This window comes from Sorangium sp. So ce426 (assembly GCF_051475585.1).
Taxonomy (GTDB): domain Bacteria; phylum Myxococcota_A; class Polyangia; order Polyangiales; family Polyangiaceae; genus Sorangium; species Sorangium cellulosum_B.
This window is the reverse complement of record NZ_CP150341.1, coordinates 135,841-157,709: the sequence shown is the minus strand read 5'-3', so window position 1 is coordinate 157,709 and position 21,869 is coordinate 135,841. Positions and strand designations below refer to the sequence as shown.

Below are 21,869 nucleotides of genomic sequence, written 5' to 3'. Positions count from 1 at the left end.
CGGCGCTCATGGTCAGGGTGCTCCGCGAGTCGGCGAGATCACGCCGTAGCTGCGTGTCGTCGGTGGCGGGATCGCTCGTCGTTCCTCGTCGATCCACGCGCGTGGAAGGGCATGGGACGTCGGCCGCCGCGCCCTGGAGCTCAGGCAGACGAGGTGAGGTCGTCCCAGACAGGCACCGCCTCGGGGCGCAGCTCGCGCAACCACGTCAACTGCGCGCCCCTCGGACAGCCTCCGCTCGAACACCAGCGCCGCGTCGCCCGCGTAGAAGGTGCCGGTGGAGTCGGTCGCCTCTTCGACCTGGTCCAGGCCGAGCGCCTGCGCGAGCTCACGACCGTGCGACGACCGCGAGACATGGACCGGCACTTCTTTGGGGTGTCCCCACAACGCAATGCGGGAGACGAAAGCGCGCACCGAGTCGCTCGTTCGCTCCCACTCGTCCCAGCCGAACCCATAGGCCCACATCCTGCCGTCCTCCGTCACGCATGCGAGGGTGTCAGGGTTGTCGATGTCTCGCGGGCTCACCAGGATCGCGGGGCCGTCCGGCGTCTGCTGAAGCGGCCACTCGGCCACGCTCCCTTCAGCGAGGGCTCGATCGAGCATCTGGATCCCGCCGAAGCGCTGGATCCGGTCGACGCTGCGCAGACCACCGAACGAGCGCTCGGCGTCAGCGACCGTCCTGGCGAGCGCCTCGCTACCGCCGTTCTCCAGCACCCACGAGGCGAGCCGCGCGGGGTCGCCGGGATCGTGCAGCCGACAAAGCCAGCGCGATGCTGCCTCTCTCACGCGGGGTGACAACGGAAGCGTCCTCGACGCTGGATCTACGGTCGCGCAGAGAAACCCGACCACGCTCTGCCGACATCGCTTATCTGGTGCCGCAAGCGGGAGATCCAGATGCCAGGCTTCGTTGTCCAGGGCTGCTCGCCCGGTCGCATCGACGAGATCGTCGCGAAACTCTATCCAGCCAGACTCCGGCGCGATAGGCGGCTTGTCGACCGCTCGCACCACCGGAAAGACGCACTGTAACCGCAAGGCCGCGCACTCTTCGAGCCAGGGCCGCAGGCTCGTTGCTGTGGGGCCCAGCACGCGCAAGAACACGTCGTCGCGCAGTGCGAGCACCCCGTCGCAAACATGCCACACGAACCCGTGCAGGCGAGACAGGCGGCTCGCCTGCCCGACCCGGCGAGCAACGCCCTTGACGAGAGCGTTCGTCTTGTCGAGCGCGGTGACCCGTCCCGTCTCGGGATAGAAGTTCCCGAGATCGACGCGCGCGCGCAGCTCGAAGTGCGGAGCACGCCACGGCTCGAGCCTTTCCGCCACCTCGTTCAGCTGCGCCAGGGAGGCCGTGAGCTGCTTGGCCCCGCAGATGGATCGGAGCTGCGGGCTGAACATACCTTTCTCGATGGCTCCGAGAAGAGGATGACTGAATCGAGTTTTCACGTCGGCCCCCGATCGTTGTTCTCCCCGGTGCCTCCGAAGACATCCGGCGTCATTCCGGCCCCGCGGGGATGTTCGGAACCGGAGCTGTGCGCGCCATGATGCGATGGTCGCCCAACGAGCCACGGAGTCAATACCCGCTGCCACGCAGAAATGTGCTGGGACGGCGCAGCCCATGATGGGTTGACGGAGCGTGGCGTCCCTGCGCTCGGCGCCTGAATCCGCCATGAGCTCGATGGGTGAGCGCGAGCCGAGATTGCCTCGATAGAGGGCCGACGATCGCATTCCAGAGGCGGAGAGGCAATCACGGCTCACGGCGCGTGCGCGCCCGAGCGCTCGACCGCCAGGCTGTCACCACGTCCTGTCGATAGCGCCCTACTCAGGCCCCCGGCTCGGCCGCAGCCTCGTACAGCTCGCGGACGTCGAGCCGGGCGCCGATCGACGCGAGGAGCGCGACGTCGCCGTCCCGCGCGATGGCAGACGTGAAGTCGCCGTCGACGTCGCGAGTCCACACCTCCACGCTGCGCTCCCGGTGCGACACCAGGACGTACTGGCGCAAGGAGGCGAGGCTCTTGTAATGCTCGAACTTGTCGCCTCGGTCGTACTCCTCGGTGCTGCGGCTCAGCACCTCGACGATGAGCGTGGGGTTCGTCACGGCTTGCTCGTCCTGGGCGTCGCGCTCGATCGGCCCGCACACGACCGTGACGTCGGGGTAGGTGGCGAGGCCTGTCGACGGCACACGCACGCGAAGATCGGCGTCGTAAGCACGGCATCGACCTCTGCGAAGCTCGGGGAAGAGGAGGCCGATGACCGCCGCAGCGAGCGCGGCATGCTCGGGCGTGCCTCCGGCCATCGCGTAGATCTGGCCGTCGAGGTACTCGTGCTTGACGTTGCTGGACGCCTCGAGGGCCAGGTACTCGGCGTACGTGTAGTGGATGCGATGTGCCGGAGCCACCGTGGCCGCGCAGTATGGCACAGCGCGCGGCGCTCGCCGCGGATGGCGGGCGCCCGGGCGCGACCTCCGCGTCCGGCGCCGCAAGGCGGCGTCTCCGGCGCCCTCGATCGCGGCCGAGCCGAACGGCTCACGACGACCGCCCGGCAGCACCTGGTTCAACGGCTCGCAGGCTCCGCTCGGTGCGTCGATGACATCGAATCTCCCGCAGGGAACGCCGATGCGCGGACGCGCGGATTGAACCGGTGATCGCTGCGCCGCGCGACGGCCACAATGGCTTGACAGCAGCGCCGGAGGGCGGGTCTCATCGCTGGTGGATCCATGGCGACGAGCAGCCCTCCGCATATGAGCGCGACGCCGATCGGCGCTGCGACCGCCGCCGCCATGGCCTGGAGGTTCAAGGGCAAGCTCTGGGTGACCGCGATGGTGAAAGCCACCTTCGGGTTCGCCAGCGACACGATGATGCAGCGCATCGCGCCGCAGGAGATCCTTCGGGAAGACGTCCATCACGGCGGGCTCCCCTCGCGGAGCATCCGATTCACGACCGATCTGGTCCCTCGCCTGCTCAAGGCCGACGTGCTCTTCACGGGCCATGCGCATGCGCCGCACGGCCGCCCCGTCGAGGCGGCGCATGTCCGGCTGGGCGTCTTCTCGAGCAGCTGGACGCTGCTGGACAAGACGCTGATGGTCCGCAAGCGGGGCGGCTTCGTGCGGCTCCCCATCGATTACGAGCACGCTTTTGGCGGGATCGGCTTCCCGGACAACCCGTTCGGGGAGGGCCATCCTCAGGGCTCGGGCGAGCCGAATATCCTCGATCCGGTCGACGCGAGGCGCGTGGCTGGCTTCGGCCCGATCTCGAAGGCCAGCCCCGCCCGCCGGCGGCTCCTCGGGGCGACCCCGCGCGCCCTGCTGGAACGCGGTATCCGCGAGATCCCGGACGAGCTCAGCTGGGACTATTTCCAGGCGGCGCCGCCGGATCAGCGCACGCACTTCCTGCGCGGCGACGAGTGGATCGTGATGGACGGCCTGCACCCGAGCGCGCCGCGCATGCGCATGCGCCTGCCCGGCGCGCGCGGCTTCGCGCGCATCCACGGCCTCGCGGGCCTCGGCCTCGCCGAGCACCAGGAGCTCCCGCTGAGCGCCGACATGCTGCGCATCGACGGCGACGAGCAGCGCTGCACGGTGACGTGGCGCGGCAGCTTCCCCGTGCCCTCGGAGGACGTGCTCCCGCGCATGTGCATCCTCGCCGGCGTCGAGCTCCCGGGTGAGCCGATCGCGTGGCCCGCTCCGGGCGCCGTGGTGAGCAGGGCCGGAGCGACGGCGCCCCGCGCGGGCGCGGCGGGCGACGAGGATGGCGCCGCCCTCGAGTCGACCGTCGCGCTGTCCGCCGCGGCGAGCATGAGTCCCACCGGGACGCTGGACATCGCGCCGAACGGGGCGCCCGCGGTCCTGGCGACGCTGCCGTTTCGTCCGGCCCCCGCAGGCGCCTCGCCGTCGCCGCCGAAGCGGCCGGCACCATCGCCGCCCGAGGCTCCGCTCGGCAGGTCGGGGACGATGCAGATGCCGAAGGACGCCGGCAGCCATGCGACGCGCCAGCCGGCGACTCCTTTCACGACCGAGCCGCCACGCACCCTGCCGGCCGAGCCGCCACGCGCCCTGCCGGCCGAGCCGCCACGCGCGCCGCCGGCCGAGCCGAGCGCTCCCACCGCAAGCGCGGCCGCGCCCGCGGTCCCCACGCCAGAGCCGGCGAGCCCCGCGGCCGCGGGGGGCGCCTTCGCCTGGGCGACGCCGCCTCCCGAACCGCCGCCCCCGGAGCCGCCGCCCCCCGGAGCGCCGAAGCGCCCCGCGAAGCTCGATGTGCGGGCGCTCCTGTACGGCACCGGCAAGGGGCGAGGCTGACGCTCCGATGCCCGTGAACCCCCGAAGAGCGAGCCCTGGTGGCGCAGGGTGTCAGCAGCCCTCACGCGGCCATCCCGGCGCCCACGCGGCGCGCACGCCCACGCGGCCGCCTCTCCACCTTTCCGGTGCCCCAGGGAAGGCCGCGGCCGAATCGGAGAACGAGCGATGAAGGAAGCCTCCGGGACGTTGAGCGTTCGCATCGAGTCGGAGCGGGGACCGTGGGACCACGTGAAGGTCCGCGAGCTCTCCGGGCGAGAGGCGATCTCGCAGCTCTTCTCGTTCGACCTCGACGTCGTGATCGACGAGGGCCGCGAGCTCCCGGCCGACGCCGCGCCCGGCGCCGAGGTCAGCCTGGTCTTCGAGGCTGACGGGGAGGAGATCCGCCGCATCTCGGGCATGCTGGGCCCGATCCGGGACCGGCTGGAGCCGCTGGCCGAGCGCGCCACCTGCCGCCTGCGCCTCGTGCCGCGCGCGTTCCGGCTCACCCTCGTCGAGACGCAGGAGATCTACCTGGACCGCAGCGTTCCCGACATCCTCCGGAGCAAGCTCGAGCGGCACGGCCTGGGCTCCGAGGACGTCGAGCTGCGGCTGCTCGAGAGCTACCCCGAGCGCGAGTTCGTCGTGCAGTACGGCGAGAGCGATCTCGCGTTCATCAGCCGCCTGGCCGAGCACGTCGGCATCAGCTTCTTCTTCGAGCACGAGGGCGGCCGCGACAGGATGGTCTTCACCGACCACCCATCCGGCTTCCGCCCCGGCGCGGGCGCGGAGACGGTGCCCTTCCGCGCCCGCGGCGAGGCCGCGGGCATCTTCGCCCTCGAGGTGACGACCGACCTGGTGCCCACCAGCTACGTCGTGCAGGACTACAACTACCGCGCACCGCAGCTCGACCTGACAGCCTACGCCACCCTGGGCTCGGGCGACGGCGGCGGCGTGGTCGAGTACGGCAGCCACGTCAAGACGCCCGAGGAGGCCGGGAAGCTGGCGCAGATCCGGGCGGACGAGCGGCTGTCGCGGCAGCGCGTGTACGAGGGCAAGGCCAGCCGCGCGGCGCTGTCCGCCGGGCGGCGCGTGACCCTGATCGAGCACCCGCGCTTCCCGGAGCCCGAGGAGCTGCTCCTCGTCGCGGTGGAGCACGAGGCGAGGTTTCCCGCGTTCAAGGACGCCGGCGAGCAAAGCCCGTTGTACAGGAACGCGTTCCGCGCCATCCCGGCGCGCGTCGCCTACCGGCCGCCGCGCCGGACGCCGAGGCCGCGCATCCCCGGCGTGGTGACGGGGATCGTGCAGCCGGGGCACGGGGGGAAGACGAACGGCGTCGCTCAGCTCGACGCGGAGGGGCGCTACACGGTGCAGCTCCACTTCGACACGGCGGAGCCGGGCGAGCAGAAGGCCTCGCGCCCGGTCCGGATGGCGCAGCCCTTCAGCGGCGTGGGCCACGGGATGCACTTCCCGCTGCGCCCGGGCACCGAGGTCGTCGTGGCGTTCGCCAACGGCGACCCGGATCGCCCGGTGATCCTCGGGGCCATGTTCAACCCGCTCGCGCCGTCGCCCGTGACGGCCCGCAACGCCAACCAGAGCCGCATCACCACGGCGTCCGGCGCCATGCTCGAGATCTCGGAGAAGCGATGACGAAGCCCACGACGGTCGGGATCCACTTCCGCTCCGAGGCCGCCCCGGCCGGGGCGTTCACGGTGCTGGGGCTCCGCGGCGAGGAGGCGCTGTCGCGCCCGTACCGCTTCGAGATCGATCTCGCGTCGCCCGATCCCGCGCTGCCGCTCGACGACCTCGTCGGCGCGGCCGGGGAGCTCGATCTCGCCGGCCGCGCGGTCCCGGGGGTCGTGGCCGAGGTGGAGCAGGGCGGCGCGCTCGGCGGCGATCGGTACGCCTACCGGGTCGTGCTCGTGCCGCGCCTCGCCCTGCTCGGCCTCGCGCGGCAGACGCGCATCTACCAGCGGCTCAGCGTGCCGGACCTGGTGGAGGCGGTGATCGCCGCGAGCGGCCTCGGGATCGAGGTGGAGCGGCGGCTCGAGCGGGCGTATCCGCCGCGCGCGCACGCCGTGCAGTACCAGGAGAGCGCGCTCGACTTCGTGTCGCGGCAGCTGGAGCAGGCGGGCGTCAGCTACTTCATCGAGCCGCGCGGGGGGGCGGAGCGGCTCGTCCTCTGCGACCACCCCGAGGGCTTCCGGGGCGCGGTCGAGGCCGCGATGGGGGAGGCCGGAGGGGTGCGCGCGCTGCGCTGCCGGCGCCGGATGTCGCCGCGCGCGCTCGTGCTGCTCGACTACAACGAGCGCACGCCCGAGGTGCCGCTGGAGGCCGAGGCCGAGGTCGACGCGCGCGGCTTCGGGCTGCTCGTCGACGAGGGCGGCTCGTTCGCGGCGCCCGAGGAGGGCGCCGCGCTCGCCGCCGTGCGCGCCGAGGAGCTGCGCTGCCGCGCGACCGTGTACGACGGCGCGATCGGCGCGCCGCTCGCCGCGGGCGAGCGCCTCGGGCTCTCTGGCCATTTCCGGGCCGACTGGAACCGCGATTACCTGGTGACGCGCGCCGTGCACCGCGCCGGGGCGGGCGACGGGCCGTGTTATGCTTGCGAGTTCGAGGCCGTCCCGGCCTCGACGCGCTACCGCCCGCCGCGCGCCACGCCGAGGCCGCGCCTCGAGGGCGCGATGGTCGCCCACGTCGACGCGCGCGGCCCGGAGGGCGTCGCCGCGGTCGACGCCGAGGGGCGCTACCGCGTGGTGATGCCGTTCGATCTGAGCGGCGCGGCCGAGGCGCAGGGCTCGGTGCCGATGCGCCTGGCGACGCCCTACGGCGGGGCCGACGAGGGCATGCACTTCACGTTGCGCAAGGGCGCCGAGGTGCTGTGGACCGGCGTCGGCGGAGACCCCGAGCGGCCGGTGATCACCGGCGTCGTGCCCAACGCGAAGAGCCGCGTGGTCACGAGCGCCGACGAGGGGCGCGGCCGCATCCGGATGCCGAACGGGGCGATGGTCGAGATGGGAGGCGGCTTCGGGCGCGCGCGCGGTGGGCTCGCGACGCGCGCCGGCGCCGAGGGCGCGCTGCCGATGGAGCAGCAGCTCGGCCAGGACGACATGACGACCACCGCGAGCAGCGCGGAGGACTGGATCCGCATCGCGGTCCCCCACAGCGACGGGAAGTACAGCTACCTGCGCTACGGCGAGCGGGCGACCGCGTCGGCCGGCACGTTCACCGAGTCCGCGCGGCTCGATCCGACCGACGGCTTCGGCAGCAGCGGCTGGACGTGGTCGAGCCTCGACGACGGCTACGACACGAGCTCGGACGCAAGCGACAAGGGGAAAGCGGCGCACTTCGGCTGGGCGGCGAGCGACGGGGTCTACGATCACACGGACGGCAACCGCACGGTCGTGACCCAGGGGGACTACCAGTCGGTCACCACGGGCAACCGCACCGACGTCGTCCTCGGGAACTACCGGCTCGTCATCCCGAACCGGACGCTCGGCGTCTTCGACGTGGACTTCTACTCGATGACGTTCAGCAACGACTGGCAGGGCTGGCGGAAGACGACGCGCAGCCACGTCTCGACGGTCAACCTCACGTACGGCGACAACTCGAATTTCTTCACCGGCATCAACTTCGGGGCGAGCCTCGGCGGGAACTACGGCATCGCGGCGGGCGTGAACGGCAACGTCTTCCTCGGGCTCAACACGGGGATCACGGCCGGGATGAGCTGCAACATCGCGTACGGCCCGGTGCTCGAGTTCGGCAGCACGAAGAAGCTCACCACGGCCGACGAGCAGGACATCAAGGCGCGCTCCAAGGTGCACCTGCGCGTGCGGAGCACCGACGCCCCGACGGTCGACGCCGCGAAGCCGTGGGCAGCCGCCGTGGCCGCGGGCGCCCTGGGCGCGGTGGCGGGCCCGCTCGGCGCCTCCGCGGGCAAGGACGATCTCGAGAAGGGCGGCGGGCTCACGGGCGCGACGTGGGGCATCGCGACGCTCGGGGCGCTGGTCGGATCGTACCTGGTCCACAAGCTCGCCCACGCGAGCCCGCTGAACGACGCCGAGCTGATCATCGAGCCGACCCAGATCCTGCTGCGCTGCGGCGGGCTGGCCGGCGCGTACATCAAGATCGGGCCCGCCGCGATCGAGCTCGCCTGCGGTCTCTCCAAGCTCAAGCTCGGCGCCGCCACCGGGATCACGCTCGAGACGAGCCCAGCCGCCCAGATCGTGGCCGAGACAGCCATGGCCCGCCTGGTGCTCGACAACCAGAACGCCTCCCTGCAGTTCAGCGCCAACAACGTCACGGCCGACGCGCTGGGGATCGTCGTCAAGGGGGCGCAGACTCAGCTCATGTAGGAGGCGCCCGTTCGGCGGGCGCGCGGGCTCACGGCCTGCGCGCGTCGAGAGCTGCCATGAAGATCATCAACCACACCCCCGCCACGTTCGCCGCGGTCGCCTGGCAGATCCGGCCCCCGCAATGGGCCCTGTGCCTGATCGCGAAGGGCACCTACCGCCTCGTGCCCGGCGAGCCGGCGATCCCCGCCGACGCCCCGGAGCCGCCGCTCGGCGACGTGCACGAGGGCGACGATCCGCGCGGGGCGCTTCTCCATGCGTCCGACTTCGCCCCCTTCAAGCCGAAGGCGGATCTCCTGCTGACCGGCAAGGCCCACGCGCCCGGCCGCCGGCCCGTCAGCTCCCTGCCGGTGAGCTTCGCCGTCGGCAAGACGTCGCTCGCGCTGCAGGTGACCGGCGACCGGTACTGGACCGACCCGGCCGCCGGCAAGCGCACCGACCCGCAGCCGTTCGTCGAGATGCCGCTCGGCTTCGACCGCGCCTTCGGGGGCCCGGGCTTCGCGGCCAACCCGGTCGGGTGCGGCGTGTTCGACCCGGGCGAGCGCGATCTCCGGCGACGGCCGCTGCCGAACATCGAGGATCCGCGCGCGCCGGTCGACTCGCCCGCGGCGCGGCCGCCGCCCGCGGGCTTCGGGCCGCTCGCCGCCGCCTGGGCGCTGCGCGCGAGCAAGCTCGGCACCTACGACGAGCGCTGGCTGAAGCAGCGCTGGCCCTTCTTCCCCGACGATTTCGACTGGAGCCACTTCAATGCGGCCGTGCCGGCGCTCCAGGCCGAGTACGCGCGCGGCGACGAGGACATCGTCTGCCACAACCTGCACCGCGCGCGGCGCGAGTACCGCGCGCGGCTCCCCGGCGTCCGGATGCGCTGCTTCCTCGACGAGCTCGCGGGCGGCGCGGAGCGCTTCCGCGAGGTGCAGCTGCACCTCGACACGGTCCGGGTCGACATGGAGGCCGAGGCGCTCACCCTCGTGTGGCGCGGCCATGCGCCCGTCTCCGCCGAGGACCACCCCGAGGTGCGGCACGTGCTCCTCGAGAGCGAGCCGCTCGGCGAGGGCCGCGTCGCGGCCGCGCGCTACCGCGAGCGGCTCGCGCTCGCGCTGCTGGAGGCGCGCCCTGCCGTGGCGGAGGCGCCCGCCGCGGCGGCGCCGCCGGGCAACGACAACGACGGAGCGTCTCCCCTGGCCGGCGTCGACGACGCCGAGCTCCTCGCGCAGATCCGCGCGACGCTCGAGCGGGGCGGCGCCCCCGCGGCGCTCGTGGCCTCGCTCGGCGCCTCGGTCGATGACCCGCGCCCGCCCGGCGCGGAGCTCGAGGCGTGGCTGGGCAAGCTCGGCGGGGATCCGGCGCAGCTCGACGAGATCCAGCGGAAGAGCCGCGAGCAGATGAAGCAGGCGCTCGAGGCCGGGGGGCACGACCCGGCGCAGCTCGACGCGCTGGACCGCGAGGACGAGGCGCGGGACCGGGCAGCCACGGAGCGCGCGGCGCCGTGGACGCGCGAGCGCGTGGAGCTCTGCCTGTCGATCCGCGAGAGCATGGCGGGCGCCGATCTCTCGGGGCTCGACCTGTCGGGGCTCGACCTCAGCGAGGCGAGCCTCGCGCGCGCCTTGCTCGTCGGCGCCGACCTGAGCGGCGCCCGCCTCGCCGGGGCCGATCTCGAGGGCGCGACGCTCGCTCGCGCCAGGATGGCGGGCGCGTGGCTCCCGGCGGCCAGGCTGAACGACGCCGACCTCTCCGGCGCCGACCTCTCGGGCGCCGACCTGACCGGCGCGGCGCTCGGCAAGGCGCGCCTCGACCGCGCGGCGCTGCGCGGGGCCGTCCTGACCGGCGCGGCCGCGGCCGGCGCCTCGTTCCTTGAGGCCGACCTCACCGGGGCGCGGCTCGACGGCGCGCAGCTCGCCGGCGCCCGCCTCGCGCGCGCGGCGCTCGACCGCGCGTCCTTCGGCGGCGCGGCGCTCGAGGGCGCGAGCCTCGAGGGGGCGCACGGCGAGGCGGTCGACCTGCGCGGCGCCGACCTGCGCGGGCTGCGCGCCTCGGAGCACACCCGCCTGCCGCGCGCCCAGGCGCGCGGCGCCCGCGCCGACGGCTCGCGCTGGATGCACGCCGACCTCACGGGCGCCGACCTCGCGCTGTCGAGCCTGCGCCGCGCGGATCTCGGCCGGGCCGAGCTCGGCGGCGCCGACCTGCGCGGCGCCGACCTGGCGGGCGCCGATCTGACGCGGGCGCGGCTCGGCGGCGCCCGCCTCGAGCGGGCGAACCTGCACGGGGCTCGCCTCGAGGCCGCCGACCTGCGCGGCGCCGACCTGCGCGGCGCCGGGCTGTACGAGGCCGCCCTGTGGCAGGCGCGGCTCGAGGGCGCCGACCTGGAGGACGCGCAGCTCGCGTCCACGCTGCTCACGAGCGATCGAGGCGCGACGTGACCTCCGCCGCCGCCTCCTCCGCGGGCTTCGCGCGGGACAAGGACGATCTCCTCGCGCGCCTCGACGCCGGGCCGCTCGATCCGCCGATGATCATCGGCCTCGACCTGCGCGGCGTCGACCTCGCGGGCCGCGATCTCTCGGGCGTGCTCTTCAACGGCGTCGACCTGAGCGACGCGCGGCTCGCCGGCGCGCGGCTCGCCGGCGCCGTCTTCCTGGCCGTCACGCTCCGCGGGGCCGATCTGTCGGGCGCGCGCCTCGAGCGCGCGGTGCTCGCGCGCCACGCGCGGCTCACCCGCGACGCCGCGGCCGCGACGCTGCCGCTCGAGGCCGATCGCGACCTCGGCGCCGAGTCCGTCGAGGCGCTGCGCGCCGCCGGGTACGCGGGGTATGCCGCCGGGGCCACGTCGCTCGCCGGCGCGTCGCTCCGCGGGGCCGATCTGTCGGGCGCGCGGCTCGAGGGCGTGGACCTCGCCGGCGCCGATCTCTCGGCCGCGACGCTGACCGGCGCCGCGCTCGCGGAGTGCGCCCTCGACGGCGCGCGCCTCGACGGCGCGACGCTCCGCGAGGTCGAGCTCGACCGCTGCGCGCTCGCGGGCGCGAGCTTCATCGACGCCGAGCTCGCCGCCGTGACGCTCATCGGCGTCGCGCTCGGCGCGCTCGACCTGTCGCGCGCGCGCCTCGTCCGCGGGCTCCGCGCTCCGAACCAGGACCTCCGCGGCGCGGCGCTCCCGCGCGACCTCGCCGGCGGCGACCTCACGGGCGCGAACCTCGCCGGCGCGGACCTGTCCGGCTTCGACCTGCGCGGCTGCAAGCTCGACGCGGCCGATCTCGACGGCGCGCAGCTCCCGTCCGCGGCGCTCGGCGGCGCCTCGCTGCGCGGCGCCTCGCTGCGCGGCGCGCGCCTCGCCGGCGCCACGCTGAGCGGGGCCGACCTCGAGGGCGCCGTGCTCGAGCGCGCGAACCTCGACGGCGCCCGGCTCGACGGCGCCGGCCTCGAGGGGGCCGACCTCACCGGCGCCAACCTGTCGGGCTGCGATCTCTCGGGCGCGCGCCTGCGCGGCGCCCGCCTGCGCGGCGCGCTGCTCGCGGCCGCCGCGCTGCGCGGGACCGAGCTCACGGGCGCCGATCTCGCCGAGGCGTCGCTCCAGGACGCCGCGCTCGACGGCGCGGATCTGCGCCGCGCGCGCCTCCCGGGCGCCCGCCTCGCCCGGGCCGAGCTCACCGGCGTCGATCTCTCGGACGCCGACCTCACGGGCGCCGATCTCTCCGAGGCGCGCATCGCGGGCGGGCGCCTCCGCGGCGCGAACCTGGCCAGCGCGCGCCTGCACGGCGCCACGCTGAAGCGCGCGCAGCTCGCCGGCGCCGCCCTCTCCGGCGCGGATTTCGGGGGGGCCTCGCTCGAGGGGACCTCGCTGCTCGGGCTCGATCTCCGGGGCGTGCGGCTCGCGGGCGCGCGGCTCGCGAAGAGCTCGCTCGTCGAGGCGAAGCTCGGCGGGATGGATCTCTCGGGCGCGGTGCTCCGCGACTGCGACCTGTCGCGCGCGGACCTCCGGGACGCGCGGCTCGACGGGGCCGATCTGGTGCAAGCGAGCCTGGCCGGCGCTCAGCTGGGCGGCGCCTCGCTCGTCTCGGCGCGCCTCGGGGTCGCGAACCTGACCGGCGCCAGCCTGCGGGGCGCGCGGCTCGCCGGCGCGGATCTCTCCCGGGCGTGCCTTGACGGCGCCGCGCTCACGCGCGCCGATCTCGGCGGCGCGCGGCTCGACGAGGCGATGGCGCGCAAGGCGGATCTGAGCGGCGCGCGGCTCGAGGGCGCCTCGCTCGTCGGCGCGGATCTGTCGCACGCCGACCTGTCGGGCGCCGATCTGTCGGGCGCCGATTGCCGCGGCGTGAACCTGCACCGAGCGACCACCGCGCACGCGCGCTGGGACGGCGCGAAGCGCGAGGGCGCCCGCGGGACCGATCCGGATCGTGCCCGCGCCGAGGACTGGCGCCCGCCCACGCTATTATGAGCGGCCGACGACGGCCGCGAAGCCACGACCCGAGGACCACCGCCATGCCCACCGCTGCCCTCCCTGCTCTCCCCGTCGAGCCCCCGCCCTCCGACGCGCGCCCCGAGGGGCTCCGCGACGGCGCGCCGTGCGCGCCGTGCGCGCAGTCAGAGGAGCGACCGCTGCGCATCGTGGCGCGCGCGGGCGCCTCGGCGTCGATCGTCGAGCGCGACGGCCATGAGGTCGTCGCGGTGCACGACCGGGCCGGCCGGCTGCTCTTCGAGTACGACGCGGAGACCGGTCGGGGCAGCCTCGTCGCGGCGGGCGGCCTCTCGCTCGCGGCGCCCGGGGGCGACATCGATCTCGTTGCGGGCGGCGCCATCCGCTGCTGGGCGGCCGGCGAGGTCGCTATCGCGAGCCGGAGCGGCGCGACCCTGAGCGCGCGCGCCGGCGAGCGCGGCGCCACGGTGCAGGTCGCGCCCGGGCGGGTCACCGTGGCCGGGGAGGCGCTCGCCGCCGTCGCCGAGCGGGGCGACGTGCGCATCGCCGAGGCGCGCTATGAGGGGCGGGCGCTCACCGCCGTGCTGGAGCGGGCGCACACCACCGTGGGCAAGATCGAGTCGATCGCCGGGCGGGTGATCGCGCGGGCGGGGGATCTCTTCCAGGAGGTGCGCGAGCTGCACCAGCTCCGCGCCGGGCGGGTGCGCGCGCTGGTCGAGGACGTGATCGAGCTGCGCGGGCGCGAGGTATCGGTGGACGCGCGCGAGGACGTGAGCATCGATGGCCAGCGGATCAACCTGGGTTAGGAGGGCGCGGCGATGTTCCCTGTGACCACGACGCAGGCCGGGATCTGCCAGGCCATGCCGGACACGTGCAAGACCCCTGCGCCGCCTGGTCCGCCGGTGCCGCTGCCGTACCCGAACGTGGCGATGTGCAACCAGGCGCTCCCGAGCACCTGCGCCCTGAAGGTGCTGGTGGAGGGCAAGCCGGTGCTCACGAAGCAGAGCGAGATCCCGATGTCGACCGGCGACGAGGCGGGCGCCGCCGGCGGCGTCGTGAGCGGCAAGATCAAGGGCGAGGCGATGTTCCGCAGCTTCTCGGCGAAGGTGAAGGCCGAGGGCAATCCGGTCGTGTTCCACGCGTGCGCGGTGGCGCAGAACGGAAAGAGCCCGAACATGCCCATGGGCGTGCAGGTCGCGCCGTCGCAGGCGAAGGTGATGGTGGGCGGCTGAGGGGCCGCGCGGCTGGCGGAGGGGGTCCACGTGGCGGCGCGTCGTTACCGCGTGGTTCACCGCAGCCGGTACGAGCTCGGGGCCGAGGGCGCGGTCGCGTGCCGGCTGGAGGCGCACCTCACCCCGCGCGCGCTGCCGCATCAAGCGGTCGAGTTTCACCAGCTCGTGGTGCGGCCATTGCCGCGCTCGAGGCGGGTCGAGGAGGACGCCTTCGGCAACCTTTGCGCGCGGATAGAGATCTGCGGGAGCTTCGGCGCGATCGATGTCACGGCCCTCAGCGTCGTGCGCCTCTGTGAGGAGGAGGCGGGCGGCGCCGGCGATCTCGGGGACGACTGGCGGGCGGTGGCGGCGCGCACGGCGGCCGCCGCGGCGGAGGACCCGGCGCTGCGCGCGCTCGTGGAGGGCACGGCGCGCGCGCCGCGGAGCGGCGCGATGGCGGACTACGCGCGGGGGTGCTTCCGGGAGGGCCTCCCGCTCGGCGGCGCGCTGGAGGGGCTGGTCGACCAGATCCGACGGGATTTCACCTTCACCCCGGGCGTCACCGCCGCGGACACCGGCATCGCCGTCTTCTGCGAGCTCCGGCGCGGCGTCTGCCAGGACTTCGCGCACCTCGCCGTGGCGTGCTTGCGATCGATGGGCCTCGCGGCGCGTTATGCGAGCGGCTACGTGGCCGGCTCCGCCTCGGCGCCGGCGCGCGCCTCGCACGCGTGGGCGTCGGTGTGGTTGCCGTCGGGCGGCTGGCACGACCTCGATCCGACGCTCGGGCGCCTAAGCGCGCCCGGGCATATCGTGCTGGGCTATGGACGCGACTACGATGACGTCGCGCCCCTCAGGGGCACCGCCGAAGGCGCGCGCGGCGTCCAGCTGCGGACGGAGATCGTTGTGGCGCCGCAGGGAAGCGAATGACGTAGCGCCGTTTGCACGGGGCACACCCATGTCGTTCAAACGCCTGGATCCCTGTCCGATGTTCGACGGAACCGCCGAGAGGGCCATCAAGCGCTACGAGAGCGCGCTCTGGGCGAAGCGTGAAGGCGTGATGCGCTTCGGCGATGTGCCGGGCGACAACGCATCTCCCGAGAGCAAGGACCGGATCATCCATGCCACGCTGCACATCGGTCCTGGCGTCATCCTGGTCAGCGACACGATGCCCGGCACGCCGGCCGCGAAGGGAGCAACATCGAGGTAAGCTTGCGCTTCGGCGATATCGCGGAGAGGACGAAGGTGTTCGACGCGCTCGCCGCGGGCGGCGATGTCACGATGCCCCGGCCACCTCGGTCCCCCGCCAAACGAACCTCCGCACGCGCGCCCCGCCCCGTGTGTCCTCACGCGTACGCCGCCGCTCGCTCCCTGGCACGGCGCCCGCATACCGACCGTCGCGAAGGACGTGGCGGGGGGACCACGCGGAGGAGACCCATGAGCCAGAGAGCATCCGATCAAGCCATCCAGGTGAAGCCGCTCGCAGGGCACATCGGCGCCGAGATCCACGGCGCCGACATCTCGAAGCCGCTGCCCGACGAGGCCGTGGCGGCCATCCGCGCGGCGCTGCTGAAGTGGAAGGTCGTCTTCTTCCGGAACCAGCCGCTCGGCCACGCCGAGCAGATCGCGTTCGCGGCGCGCTTCGGCGAGGTGACCTATGCCCATCCGCACGAGGACGAGCCGTTCGACGAGCACCCGGAGATCCTCGCCATCGACAGCCGCCGCTACGATCGCCGCTACGGCAGGCGCTTCAGCTACGAGAACCGCTGGCATACCGACGTCACCGCGGCCGTGAACCCGCCGGCGGCGTCGATCCTGCGGGCGCACATCCTGCCGCCCTACGGCGGCGACACGACCTGGACGAACCTCGTGGCAGCCTACGAGGGGCTGTCCGCGCCGGTGCGCGCGCTCGTCGATGGCCTGCGCGCGGAGCACCGCTTCGGGCTGCGGTTCGCGCCGCAGGACCAGGACAGCCCGTACCTGCGCAAGGTGCGCGAGAACCCGCTGATCTCGATCCACCCCGTGGTGCGCGTCCACCCCGAGACCGGAGAGCGGGCGCTGTTCGTCAGCCCGGGCTTCACAAGCCACATCGTCGGGCTGTCGCCGCGCGAGAGCAGCGCGATCCTCGACCTACTCTTCGAGCAGATCAGCCGCCCGGCGTACACGGTGCGGTTCCGGTGGGAGCCGGGCAGCATTGCGTTCTGGGACAACCGGGCCACGGCGCACCTGGGGCCGCAGGACCTCGGGCACCTCGACGTCGAGCGCGTCCTCTACCGGGTAACGCTGACCGGAGACATCCCGGTGGGGGTCGACGGGGTCCGCTCCGAGATCGTGGCCGGGGAGCCGTTCGGCAAGCGGCCTCCGAGCAAGGTAAAGCCCGCCCGCAAGGACAAGACGCCCGAGGCGGAGGTGCAGGCATGAGCGTCGCGAGCGCGGGCGTCGAGAGGACGTCGTTCGAGGGGCCCCACGGGCCGGTGGAGGCGGTGCAGGTCCGCCCGGCGCCGGGCGGGCGCTCGCCGGCGCCGGCGGTGCTGATCCTCCACGAGGGGCTGGGGCTCACGGTCCATACGATCGAGCTGGCAAGGCGCTTCGCGCAGGAAGGGTACCTCGCGTTTGCGCCGAACCTGTATTCGCACGACGCGACGCACCGGACCTTCACCGAGGCGGAGGTGGCCCGGGGGGTGAGCCTGCTGCGCGCGGCCGACCGCGACGAGGTGGTCGCGCGGTTGCCGGCGAGCGAGCAGGAGCGGCTGAAGAAGGTGTTCGCCTGGTTCGGTAGCCGCGACACGTCGACGTACCTGCCCGACGCGAGGGCGGCGGCGGCGCCCCTCGTCGGCCGGTCGGACGTGCGGCCGGGGGGCGTCGCCGCCGTCGGGTTCTCGCTGGGCGGGGGGCTCGTGGGGCAGCTCGCGGTCGCAGGCGTGGCGCTCGCGGCGGGCGCGGTGTTCTACGGGCAGGCGCCGGCTCTGGAGCAGGTGAAGAACGTGCGGTTTCCGCTGCAGGTGCATTATGCCGAGGAGGATCCGGCGATCACCCCGAGGGCGCGAGCGGTGGGGGAGGCGTTCAGGGCTGCGGGGCGGGAGCTGATCTCGTTCGTGTACCCTGGGACGCGCCACGGGTTCTTCAACGAGACGCGGCCGGCGTACCACGCCGACGCGGCGCAGCTCTCGTGGCGGCGCACGCGGGAATTCTTCGCCGAGCGCACCGGCAACGTCGCGCAATGGCGGCCGCAGGCCGTCGCCGGCGAGGGTGCGCGCGCTGCAGGGTAGCTGCAGCTCCGTCGCTGGTACCTCAACCTGGTACCTCAACCTGGGTCGGGTCGGCAGCACCTCAACCTGGGGCACCTCAACCTGGGTCGGGTCGGAAGCTCCGGAACCTCAACCTGGGGCACCTCAACCTGGGTCGGGTCGGAAGCTCCGGAACCTCAACCTGGGGCACCTCAACCTGGGTCGGGTCGGAAGCTCCGGAACCTCAACCCGGGTCAGCACCTCGGGTCGGAAGCTCCGGAACCTCAACCTGGGTCGGGTCGGAACCTGGTCGGAACCTCGTCGAACCTCAACCTGGGTCGGGTCGGAACCTGGTCGGAACCTCGTCGAACCTCAACCTGGGTCGGGTCGGAACCTCGAACCTCAACCTGGGTCGGGTCGGTCCCGCCCATGGCACGGAGCCTGCTGGGCGCGCGCCATGACCGCCTCCACGCCCATCGCCGAGAGCAACGCTCCGAAGCCCATCCATACCGATGACGCCGGACTCATCGCCGGCGCAATCTCCCTTCCCGCGCCCGCCGGTGATCTCCCCGGCTACCGCGCCCACCCCGCCTCCGGTGGCCCCTTCCCTCTGGTGCTGGTGATCCAGGAAATCTTCGGCGTCCACGAGCACATCCGCGACGTGGTCCGTCGCTTCGCGCACCGCGGCTACTACGCCCTCGCCCCGGATCTGTTCGTTCGGCAAGGCGACCCGAGCCACCTCCGCACCGTCGACGAGTTCCGGGCTCTGGCGGGCCGCGTGCCCGACCGGCAGGTGCTCTCGGATCTCGATGCGAGCGTGGCCTTCGCCGAGGCCTCCGGAAAGGCCGACGTCCGCAAGGCGGCCGCGGTCGGCTTCTGCTGGGGCGGGCGCATCACGTGGCTGTACGCCGCGCACAACCCGGCGCTGAAGGCGGCCGTGGCCTGGTACGGACGCCTGACCGGCGATCGGACCGAGGCCCAGCCCAAGCACCCGATCGACGTGGCGAGCGCGCTGCAGGCGCCCGTGCTGGGCCTCTATGCCGGACAGGACCAGGGCATCCCCCTCCCGACCGTCACCGCGATGCAGGAGGCGCTCCGTACCGCCACCAACAGCGCGCCCGGCGCCGCGCACGCCGAGATCCGGGTCTACCCTGACGTCCCGCACGCCTTTTACGCCGACTACCGGCCGAGCTACCGGCCGGAGGCCGCCGCCGACGCCTGGCAGCGCCAGCTCGACTGGCTGACACGACACGGCGTCGCCTGACGGCGACCGGCCGCGACAGCGCCCCGGCGATCCCTGCTGCCCCGGCAACAAGCTGCGCCTCCACTGCTACTCCTCACGCACCCCACGCCCGCGCCACCGCGCCCCGCCGATCGGATACCCTGACGCGGTGCGCGCCAGGATCCGAGACACCGAGCTCTACTTCGACGTCGAGGGCATGGGCCTCGTCCCCGACGGCCCGCGATGCGCGAGAAGCCGGTGATATTCGTCGTACATGGCGGACCTGGCGCAGATCACTCCTCGCACAAGGGCGGGATGACGCCCCTCGCCGACCAGGCGCAGCTCGTCTACTTCGATCATCGCGGACAGGGCCTGGAGGGGTTCATGCGGAGATTCGATTTCACGCCGCGCCTCCCCGAGATCGCGGTGCCCACGCTCATCATCGCCGGCCGACACGACTGGATCTGCCCACCCGATCTCTCCGAGGAGATCGCGCGGCTCATCCCGGGCGCGGATCTACGTATCTTCGAGCGCAGCAGCCACTGGGTGCGCGCTGATGAGCCACGGGCGCTGCTCGACGCCGTCGCCGGCTTCCTGGCCCAGAGGCGGTAGCGCGCAAAGCGCACCGCCGAGCGCCGCGCCCTTTACTGGATACCGGCCTTCTTCATCGCCGCGGGCATCCGCTGGACGATGACCGTCCCGACCTTCTTCCCCACCTCGCCGCTGATCTCCGGGAGGAGCTTCGCGGCCTTCTTTCCGACCGGCGTACCGTAGAACTTGATGAGCTCCTTCAGCTCATCGGCGGTGAACTTCCCCGCATAGATCTCGACGTTCCACTGGACGAGCTCGTCGTACGGCAGCACCTCGGCGACCACCGCCTTCAGCTTGCTGGCGTCCCTGGCCGAGATCTTCGCGCCCGCTTGCTGCATCGAGGCTCCCATGCTGCTCATCAGCTGATCGAGGAGCGCGTTGTAGACGTCCTTCGGCATCACGAGGTGCGTGAGCTCCAGGGCGAGCTTCTTCTCCGCCTCTCCGGCGTACGCGCTGCCGAGCGACACGAAGGAGAGCAGGGTCACAACGGCGAGCGAGACGATCCATGAACGAAGCGCGTGCTTTCTCATGGTCCCTTTGTATCACGACCGCGCCGCGATCCGCGCCGCGCAGGCGGGCCCGCCGCATCCCCTCTCCGGAGCCGCCGCATCCCATCTTTGGAGCCGCCACGCAGGAGCCGTTCGGGCGCTCGGTCACACGACCGTCACCTCGTCCCCCACGCGCAACGTGCCGGCTTTCGTCTCCTGGATGTAGTTCTGTCCGAAGTTCACGTCGCTGGGCTTCTGCGCATCGCGCCGGTACGTGGCCAGCGTGCGGAGCGGCTCCGGGCCGCGCTCTGCGGTGCGCTGGTCGGTCGTGGTGACGACGCAGCGGGCGCACGGGCCGCCGGCGCGGACCACGAGGTCTCCGATGCGGACGCGGCCCCACCGGTCCTCGTCGAAGGCAGCGCAGCCGCTCACGACGAGGTTGGGCCGGAAGCGATCCATCGGCAACGGCGCGGCGCCCCGGCCCTCGAGGTGAGCGTTCAGATCGGCGAGGGAGGCCTCGGAGATCACGAGCAGCGGGAACTCGTCGGCGAACGACACGACGTCTTCCGGGCCTGCCACCGAGGCCTTGAGGACGGGCCGCCGGAACGCCTCGCCGATGCGGACGAGACGCGCCGGGTGATCCAGGACGCCGCTGAGCCACGCGGCGGCTTCGTCACCGCAATCCTCGGCCAGGAGGCCGCTGCTGCTCCAGACCTCGACCGTGAGCAGGCGCGCGCCCTCGGCCCTGCGCGGCACGGAGATCGGCGGCCGGCCGGCGAAGCCGAGCGTGAGCGCGCTCTCGGAGAGCTGCGTCTCGATGAGCGCCATGCGCGGCAGCGGGCGCTGCGTGAGGGGCTTTCCCTCGGGGTCGACGATCATGAACCGCCGATCGCCCGCGAGGCCGAGCGCGTCGACGGCGGCCGCGTCGACCGCGAGGCCCCGGCAACCTTTGACGGGATAGATGTGGATCGCGGAGAGTCGCATTCCGGAGCTTATAACACCCCTCGGGCGCTCGACGCCCGGAGAAGCGCGGCGCGCGCGTTCCGAGCGCCCGCGCTCCCCGTCGTCATGCCACGGCGCCTCCCTCCGCCGGTATCCCGAGCACCTGCCGCAGGTCCATCCCCACGACGACGTCGGCGTTCTGCTGCACCCAGTCGACGAGCGCGGGGCGCAGGGCGCGCGCGATCTCTTCCTTGACAAGCCCTTCCACGGCGCTCGGCCCGAGGCGCTGCGGGTCGAGCGCGACGCCGCCGCCCGCGACCAGGGCGCCGAACAGGCGCACGAGCGACTCGGCGCCCGCTGCCTCTCGTGCCGCGCCGAGCGGTTCGACCTGCTCGACGGCGATCTCGCCGCCGCGCTTCACGACGAAGCGACGGACGTCGGCCTGGTCGACTCCCCCCTTGTGGAGCACCGCCGAGGAGCAGTCGACCTCGATGCGCTGCACGCGCGGCGCGGTCTCGATCTCCTGCCGCGTGCCCTCGATATCGACGCTGGCAGCGATGGCCGCGCCGGCCGGAATGCGGAACCCGTCCGAGCCCACCCCGCCTGCGAGCTCCTGGCGCAGCGTCAGCCGCGCAGACAAGCGGGCGCCCCGCACGGCCGTGCTGCCGCCGGCCTCGAGGTTCGAGAGCACCTGACGCACCGTCACGACGAGATCGGGATCGCTCGTGGGGTCGTACGGGGGCATGGCCATGGGCGTCGACGTGACGAGCTCGCGCATGAAGGTGCGCGCCTCGTCCTCCGCCGATCCCTTTCCGACCTGGACGAGCCCTCCCGTGTAGAAGACGTTGGGCGTCATCGTGCCTGAACGGAAGTCGTACTCGACCTGCTGGAGCCCCATGTCGCCGAGCGGCGGCGGCAGGTCGATGACGAGGTACGGCTCGAAGGTGATCCGCAGGAGCGCCGGCGCGAGCGTCAGGCGGAGCGCCGTCGCGCTCGACGTGGCGAGCGCGGCGATTCCGGTGCGCTTCAAGACGGTGCGAGCGGGGAGGTCGAACGAGATCGAGACCGACTCGAGATCGATCCACGACGGCAGGAAGCACCAGGCCATTCGACGAGGGTACACCCACCTGGCCGCCGGAGGCGCGGCCTATTGACCCGCCGCACGGGGCGCGCCCA

At 73.3% G+C, this 21,869-nt stretch carries 17 protein-coding genes and 1 pseudogene; 13 read left to right on the top strand and 5 right to left on the bottom strand.

All coding sequences use genetic code 11. The features are described 5' to 3' along the window. Positions 1 to 12: 12 nt before the first annotated feature. Together WMF44_RS00620 and WMF44_RS00615 are read right to left on the bottom strand one after the other, a co-directional pair. Positions 13 to 1,437: a hypothetical protein gene (locus WMF44_RS00620; protein ID WP_437297175.1), complete on the bottom strand. Its 1,425-nt coding sequence runs from the start codon at positions 1,435 to 1,437 to the stop codon at positions 13 to 15. Between the two features lie 376 nt (positions 1,438 to 1,813). Beyond that, positions 1,814 to 2,389, bottom strand: a complete 576-nt coding sequence (locus WMF44_RS00615; protein ID WP_437297174.1) for a Uma2 family endonuclease — start codon at positions 2,387 to 2,389, stop codon at positions 1,814 to 1,816. A 342-nt stretch (positions 2,390 to 2,731) separates the two neighbouring features. Here WMF44_RS00615 and WMF44_RS00610 point away from each other — a divergent pair, with 342 nt between their 5' ends. The 13 genes and pseudogenes from WMF44_RS00610 to WMF44_RS00550 all read left to right on the top strand — a co-directional run bounded on the left by WMF44_RS00610 (position 2,732) and on the right by WMF44_RS00550 (position 19,284). Continuing rightward, complete coding sequence (locus tag WMF44_RS00610) at positions 2,732 to 4,285, top strand: DUF2169 family type VI secretion system accessory protein (protein WP_437297173.1); 1,554 nt, start codon at positions 2,732 to 2,734, stop codon at positions 4,283 to 4,285. 165 nt (positions 4,286 to 4,450) lie between these two features. After that, positions 4,451 to 5,911, top strand: a complete 1,461-nt coding sequence (locus WMF44_RS00605; RefSeq protein WP_437297172.1) for a type VI secretion system Vgr family protein — start codon at positions 4,451 to 4,453, stop codon at positions 5,909 to 5,911. Further along, entirely contained in the window at positions 5,908 to 8,613 is a 2,706-nt protein-coding gene (tssI, locus tag WMF44_RS00600) for a type VI secretion system tip protein TssI/VgrG (RefSeq protein WP_437297171.1), read from the top strand. The genes WMF44_RS00605 and tssI overlap by 4 nt, the downstream gene beginning before the upstream one ends. 56 nt (positions 8,614 to 8,669) lie before the next feature. Continuing rightward, positions 8,670 to 11,027 (top strand): DUF2169 family type VI secretion system accessory protein, encoded by a 2,358-nt coding sequence (locus WMF44_RS00595; protein WP_437297170.1) that lies wholly within the window; start codon positions 8,670 to 8,672, stop codon positions 11,025 to 11,027. Continuing rightward, positions 11,024 to 13,036, top strand: coding sequence for a pentapeptide repeat-containing protein (locus WMF44_RS00590; RefSeq protein WP_437297169.1), 2,013 nt, complete (start codon positions 11,024 to 11,026; stop codon positions 13,034 to 13,036). Before WMF44_RS00595 ends, WMF44_RS00590 begins: the two co-directional genes overlap by 4 nt. A 44-nt stretch (positions 13,037 to 13,080) precedes the next feature. Continuing rightward, positions 13,081 to 13,821 (top strand): DUF3540 domain-containing protein, encoded by a 741-nt coding sequence (locus WMF44_RS00585; protein WP_437297168.1) that lies wholly within the window; start codon positions 13,081 to 13,083, stop codon positions 13,819 to 13,821. Positions 13,822 to 13,833: 12 nt separating this feature from the next. Then, a complete protein-coding gene (locus WMF44_RS00580) occupies positions 13,834 to 14,247 on the top strand; it encodes a DUF4150 domain-containing protein (protein WP_437297167.1) in 414 nt (137 codons plus the stop codon). A 30-nt stretch (positions 14,248 to 14,277) separates the two neighbouring features. After that, on the top strand, positions 14,278 to 15,153 hold the full coding sequence (locus WMF44_RS00575) for a transglutaminase family protein (protein WP_437297166.1): 876 nt from the start codon (positions 14,278 to 14,280) through the stop codon (positions 15,151 to 15,153). A gap of 28 nt (positions 15,154 to 15,181) precedes the next feature. After that, on the top strand, positions 15,182 to 15,433 hold the full coding sequence (locus WMF44_RS00570) for a hypothetical protein (protein WP_437297165.1): 252 nt from the start codon (positions 15,182 to 15,184) through the stop codon (positions 15,431 to 15,433). 227 nt (positions 15,434 to 15,660) lie between these two features. Then, positions 15,661 to 16,644, top strand: coding sequence for a TauD/TfdA dioxygenase family protein (locus tag WMF44_RS00565; protein ID WP_437297164.1), 984 nt, complete (start codon positions 15,661 to 15,663; stop codon positions 16,642 to 16,644). Then, positions 16,641 to 17,492, top strand: coding sequence for a dienelactone hydrolase family protein (locus WMF44_RS00560; RefSeq protein WP_437297163.1), 852 nt, complete (start codon positions 16,641 to 16,643; stop codon positions 17,490 to 17,492). Before WMF44_RS00565 ends, WMF44_RS00560 begins: the two co-directional genes overlap by 4 nt. Positions 17,493 to 17,907: 415 nt before the next feature. After that, positions 17,908 to 18,714, top strand: coding sequence for a dienelactone hydrolase family protein (locus WMF44_RS00555; protein WP_437297162.1), 807 nt, complete (start codon positions 17,908 to 17,910; stop codon positions 18,712 to 18,714). Positions 18,715 to 18,841: 127 nt separating this feature from the next. Next, positions 18,842 to 19,284 (top strand): annotated as a pseudogene (locus tag WMF44_RS00550) (alpha/beta fold hydrolase). A 32-nt stretch (positions 19,285 to 19,316) separates the two neighbouring features. Here WMF44_RS00550 and WMF44_RS00545 read toward each other — a convergent pair. From WMF44_RS00545 to WMF44_RS00535, 3 genes are all read right to left on the bottom strand, one after another. After that, a complete protein-coding gene (locus WMF44_RS00545) occupies positions 19,317 to 19,793 on the bottom strand; it encodes a DUF2059 domain-containing protein (RefSeq protein ID WP_437297161.1) in 477 nt (158 codons plus the stop codon). 123 nt (positions 19,794 to 19,916) lie between these two features. Continuing rightward, positions 19,917 to 20,735: an MOSC domain-containing protein gene (locus WMF44_RS00540; protein WP_437297160.1), complete on the bottom strand. Its 819-nt coding sequence runs from the start codon at positions 20,733 to 20,735 to the stop codon at positions 19,917 to 19,919. A gap of 82 nt (positions 20,736 to 20,817) precedes the next feature. Next, positions 20,818 to 21,801: a hypothetical protein gene (locus WMF44_RS00535; protein ID WP_437297159.1), complete on the bottom strand. Its 984-nt coding sequence runs from the start codon at positions 21,799 to 21,801 to the stop codon at positions 20,818 to 20,820. Positions 21,802 to 21,869: the final 68 nt, after the last annotated feature.

Excerpts from the sequence above, each read along its gene's own strand:
- WMF44_RS00560 (WP_437297163.1), top strand. The coding sequence starts at position 16,641 with ATGAGCGTCGCGAGCGCGGGCGTCGAGAGGACGTCGTTCGAGGGGCCC.
- WMF44_RS00540 (WP_437297160.1), bottom strand. The coding sequence starts at position 20,735 with ATGCGACTCTCCGCGATCCACATCTATCCCGTCAAAGGTTGCCGGGGC.
- WMF44_RS00580 (WP_437297167.1), top strand. The coding sequence starts at position 13,834 with ATGTTCCCTGTGACCACGACGCAGGCCGGGATCTGCCAGGCCATGCCG.
- WMF44_RS00595 (WP_437297170.1), top strand. The coding sequence starts at position 8,670 with ATGAAGATCATCAACCACACCCCCGCCACGTTCGCCGCGGTCGCCTGG.
- tssI (WP_437297171.1), top strand. The coding sequence starts at position 5,908 with ATGACGAAGCCCACGACGGTCGGGATCCACTTCCGCTCCGAGGCCGCC.
- WMF44_RS00585 (WP_437297168.1), top strand. The coding sequence starts at position 13,081 with ATGCCCACCGCTGCCCTCCCTGCTCTCCCCGTCGAGCCCCCGCCCTCC.
- WMF44_RS00565 (WP_437297164.1), top strand. The coding sequence starts at position 15,661 with ATGAGCCAGAGAGCATCCGATCAAGCCATCCAGGTGAAGCCGCTCGCA.
- WMF44_RS00555 (WP_437297162.1), top strand. The coding sequence starts at position 17,908 with ATGACCGCCTCCACGCCCATCGCCGAGAGCAACGCTCCGAAGCCCATC.
- WMF44_RS00610 (WP_437297173.1), top strand. The coding sequence starts at position 2,732 with ATGAGCGCGACGCCGATCGGCGCTGCGACCGCCGCCGCCATGGCCTGG.
- WMF44_RS00605 (WP_437297172.1), top strand. The coding sequence starts at position 4,451 with ATGAAGGAAGCCTCCGGGACGTTGAGCGTTCGCATCGAGTCGGAGCGG.
- WMF44_RS00535 (WP_437297159.1), bottom strand. The coding sequence starts at position 21,801 with ATGGCCTGGTGCTTCCTGCCGTCGTGGATCGATCTCGAGTCGGTCTCG.
- WMF44_RS00570 (WP_437297165.1), top strand. The coding sequence starts at position 15,182 with ATGTCGTTCAAACGCCTGGATCCCTGTCCGATGTTCGACGGAACCGCC.
- WMF44_RS00545 (WP_437297161.1), bottom strand. The coding sequence starts at position 19,793 with ATGAGAAAGCACGCGCTTCGTTCATGGATCGTCTCGCTCGCCGTTGTG.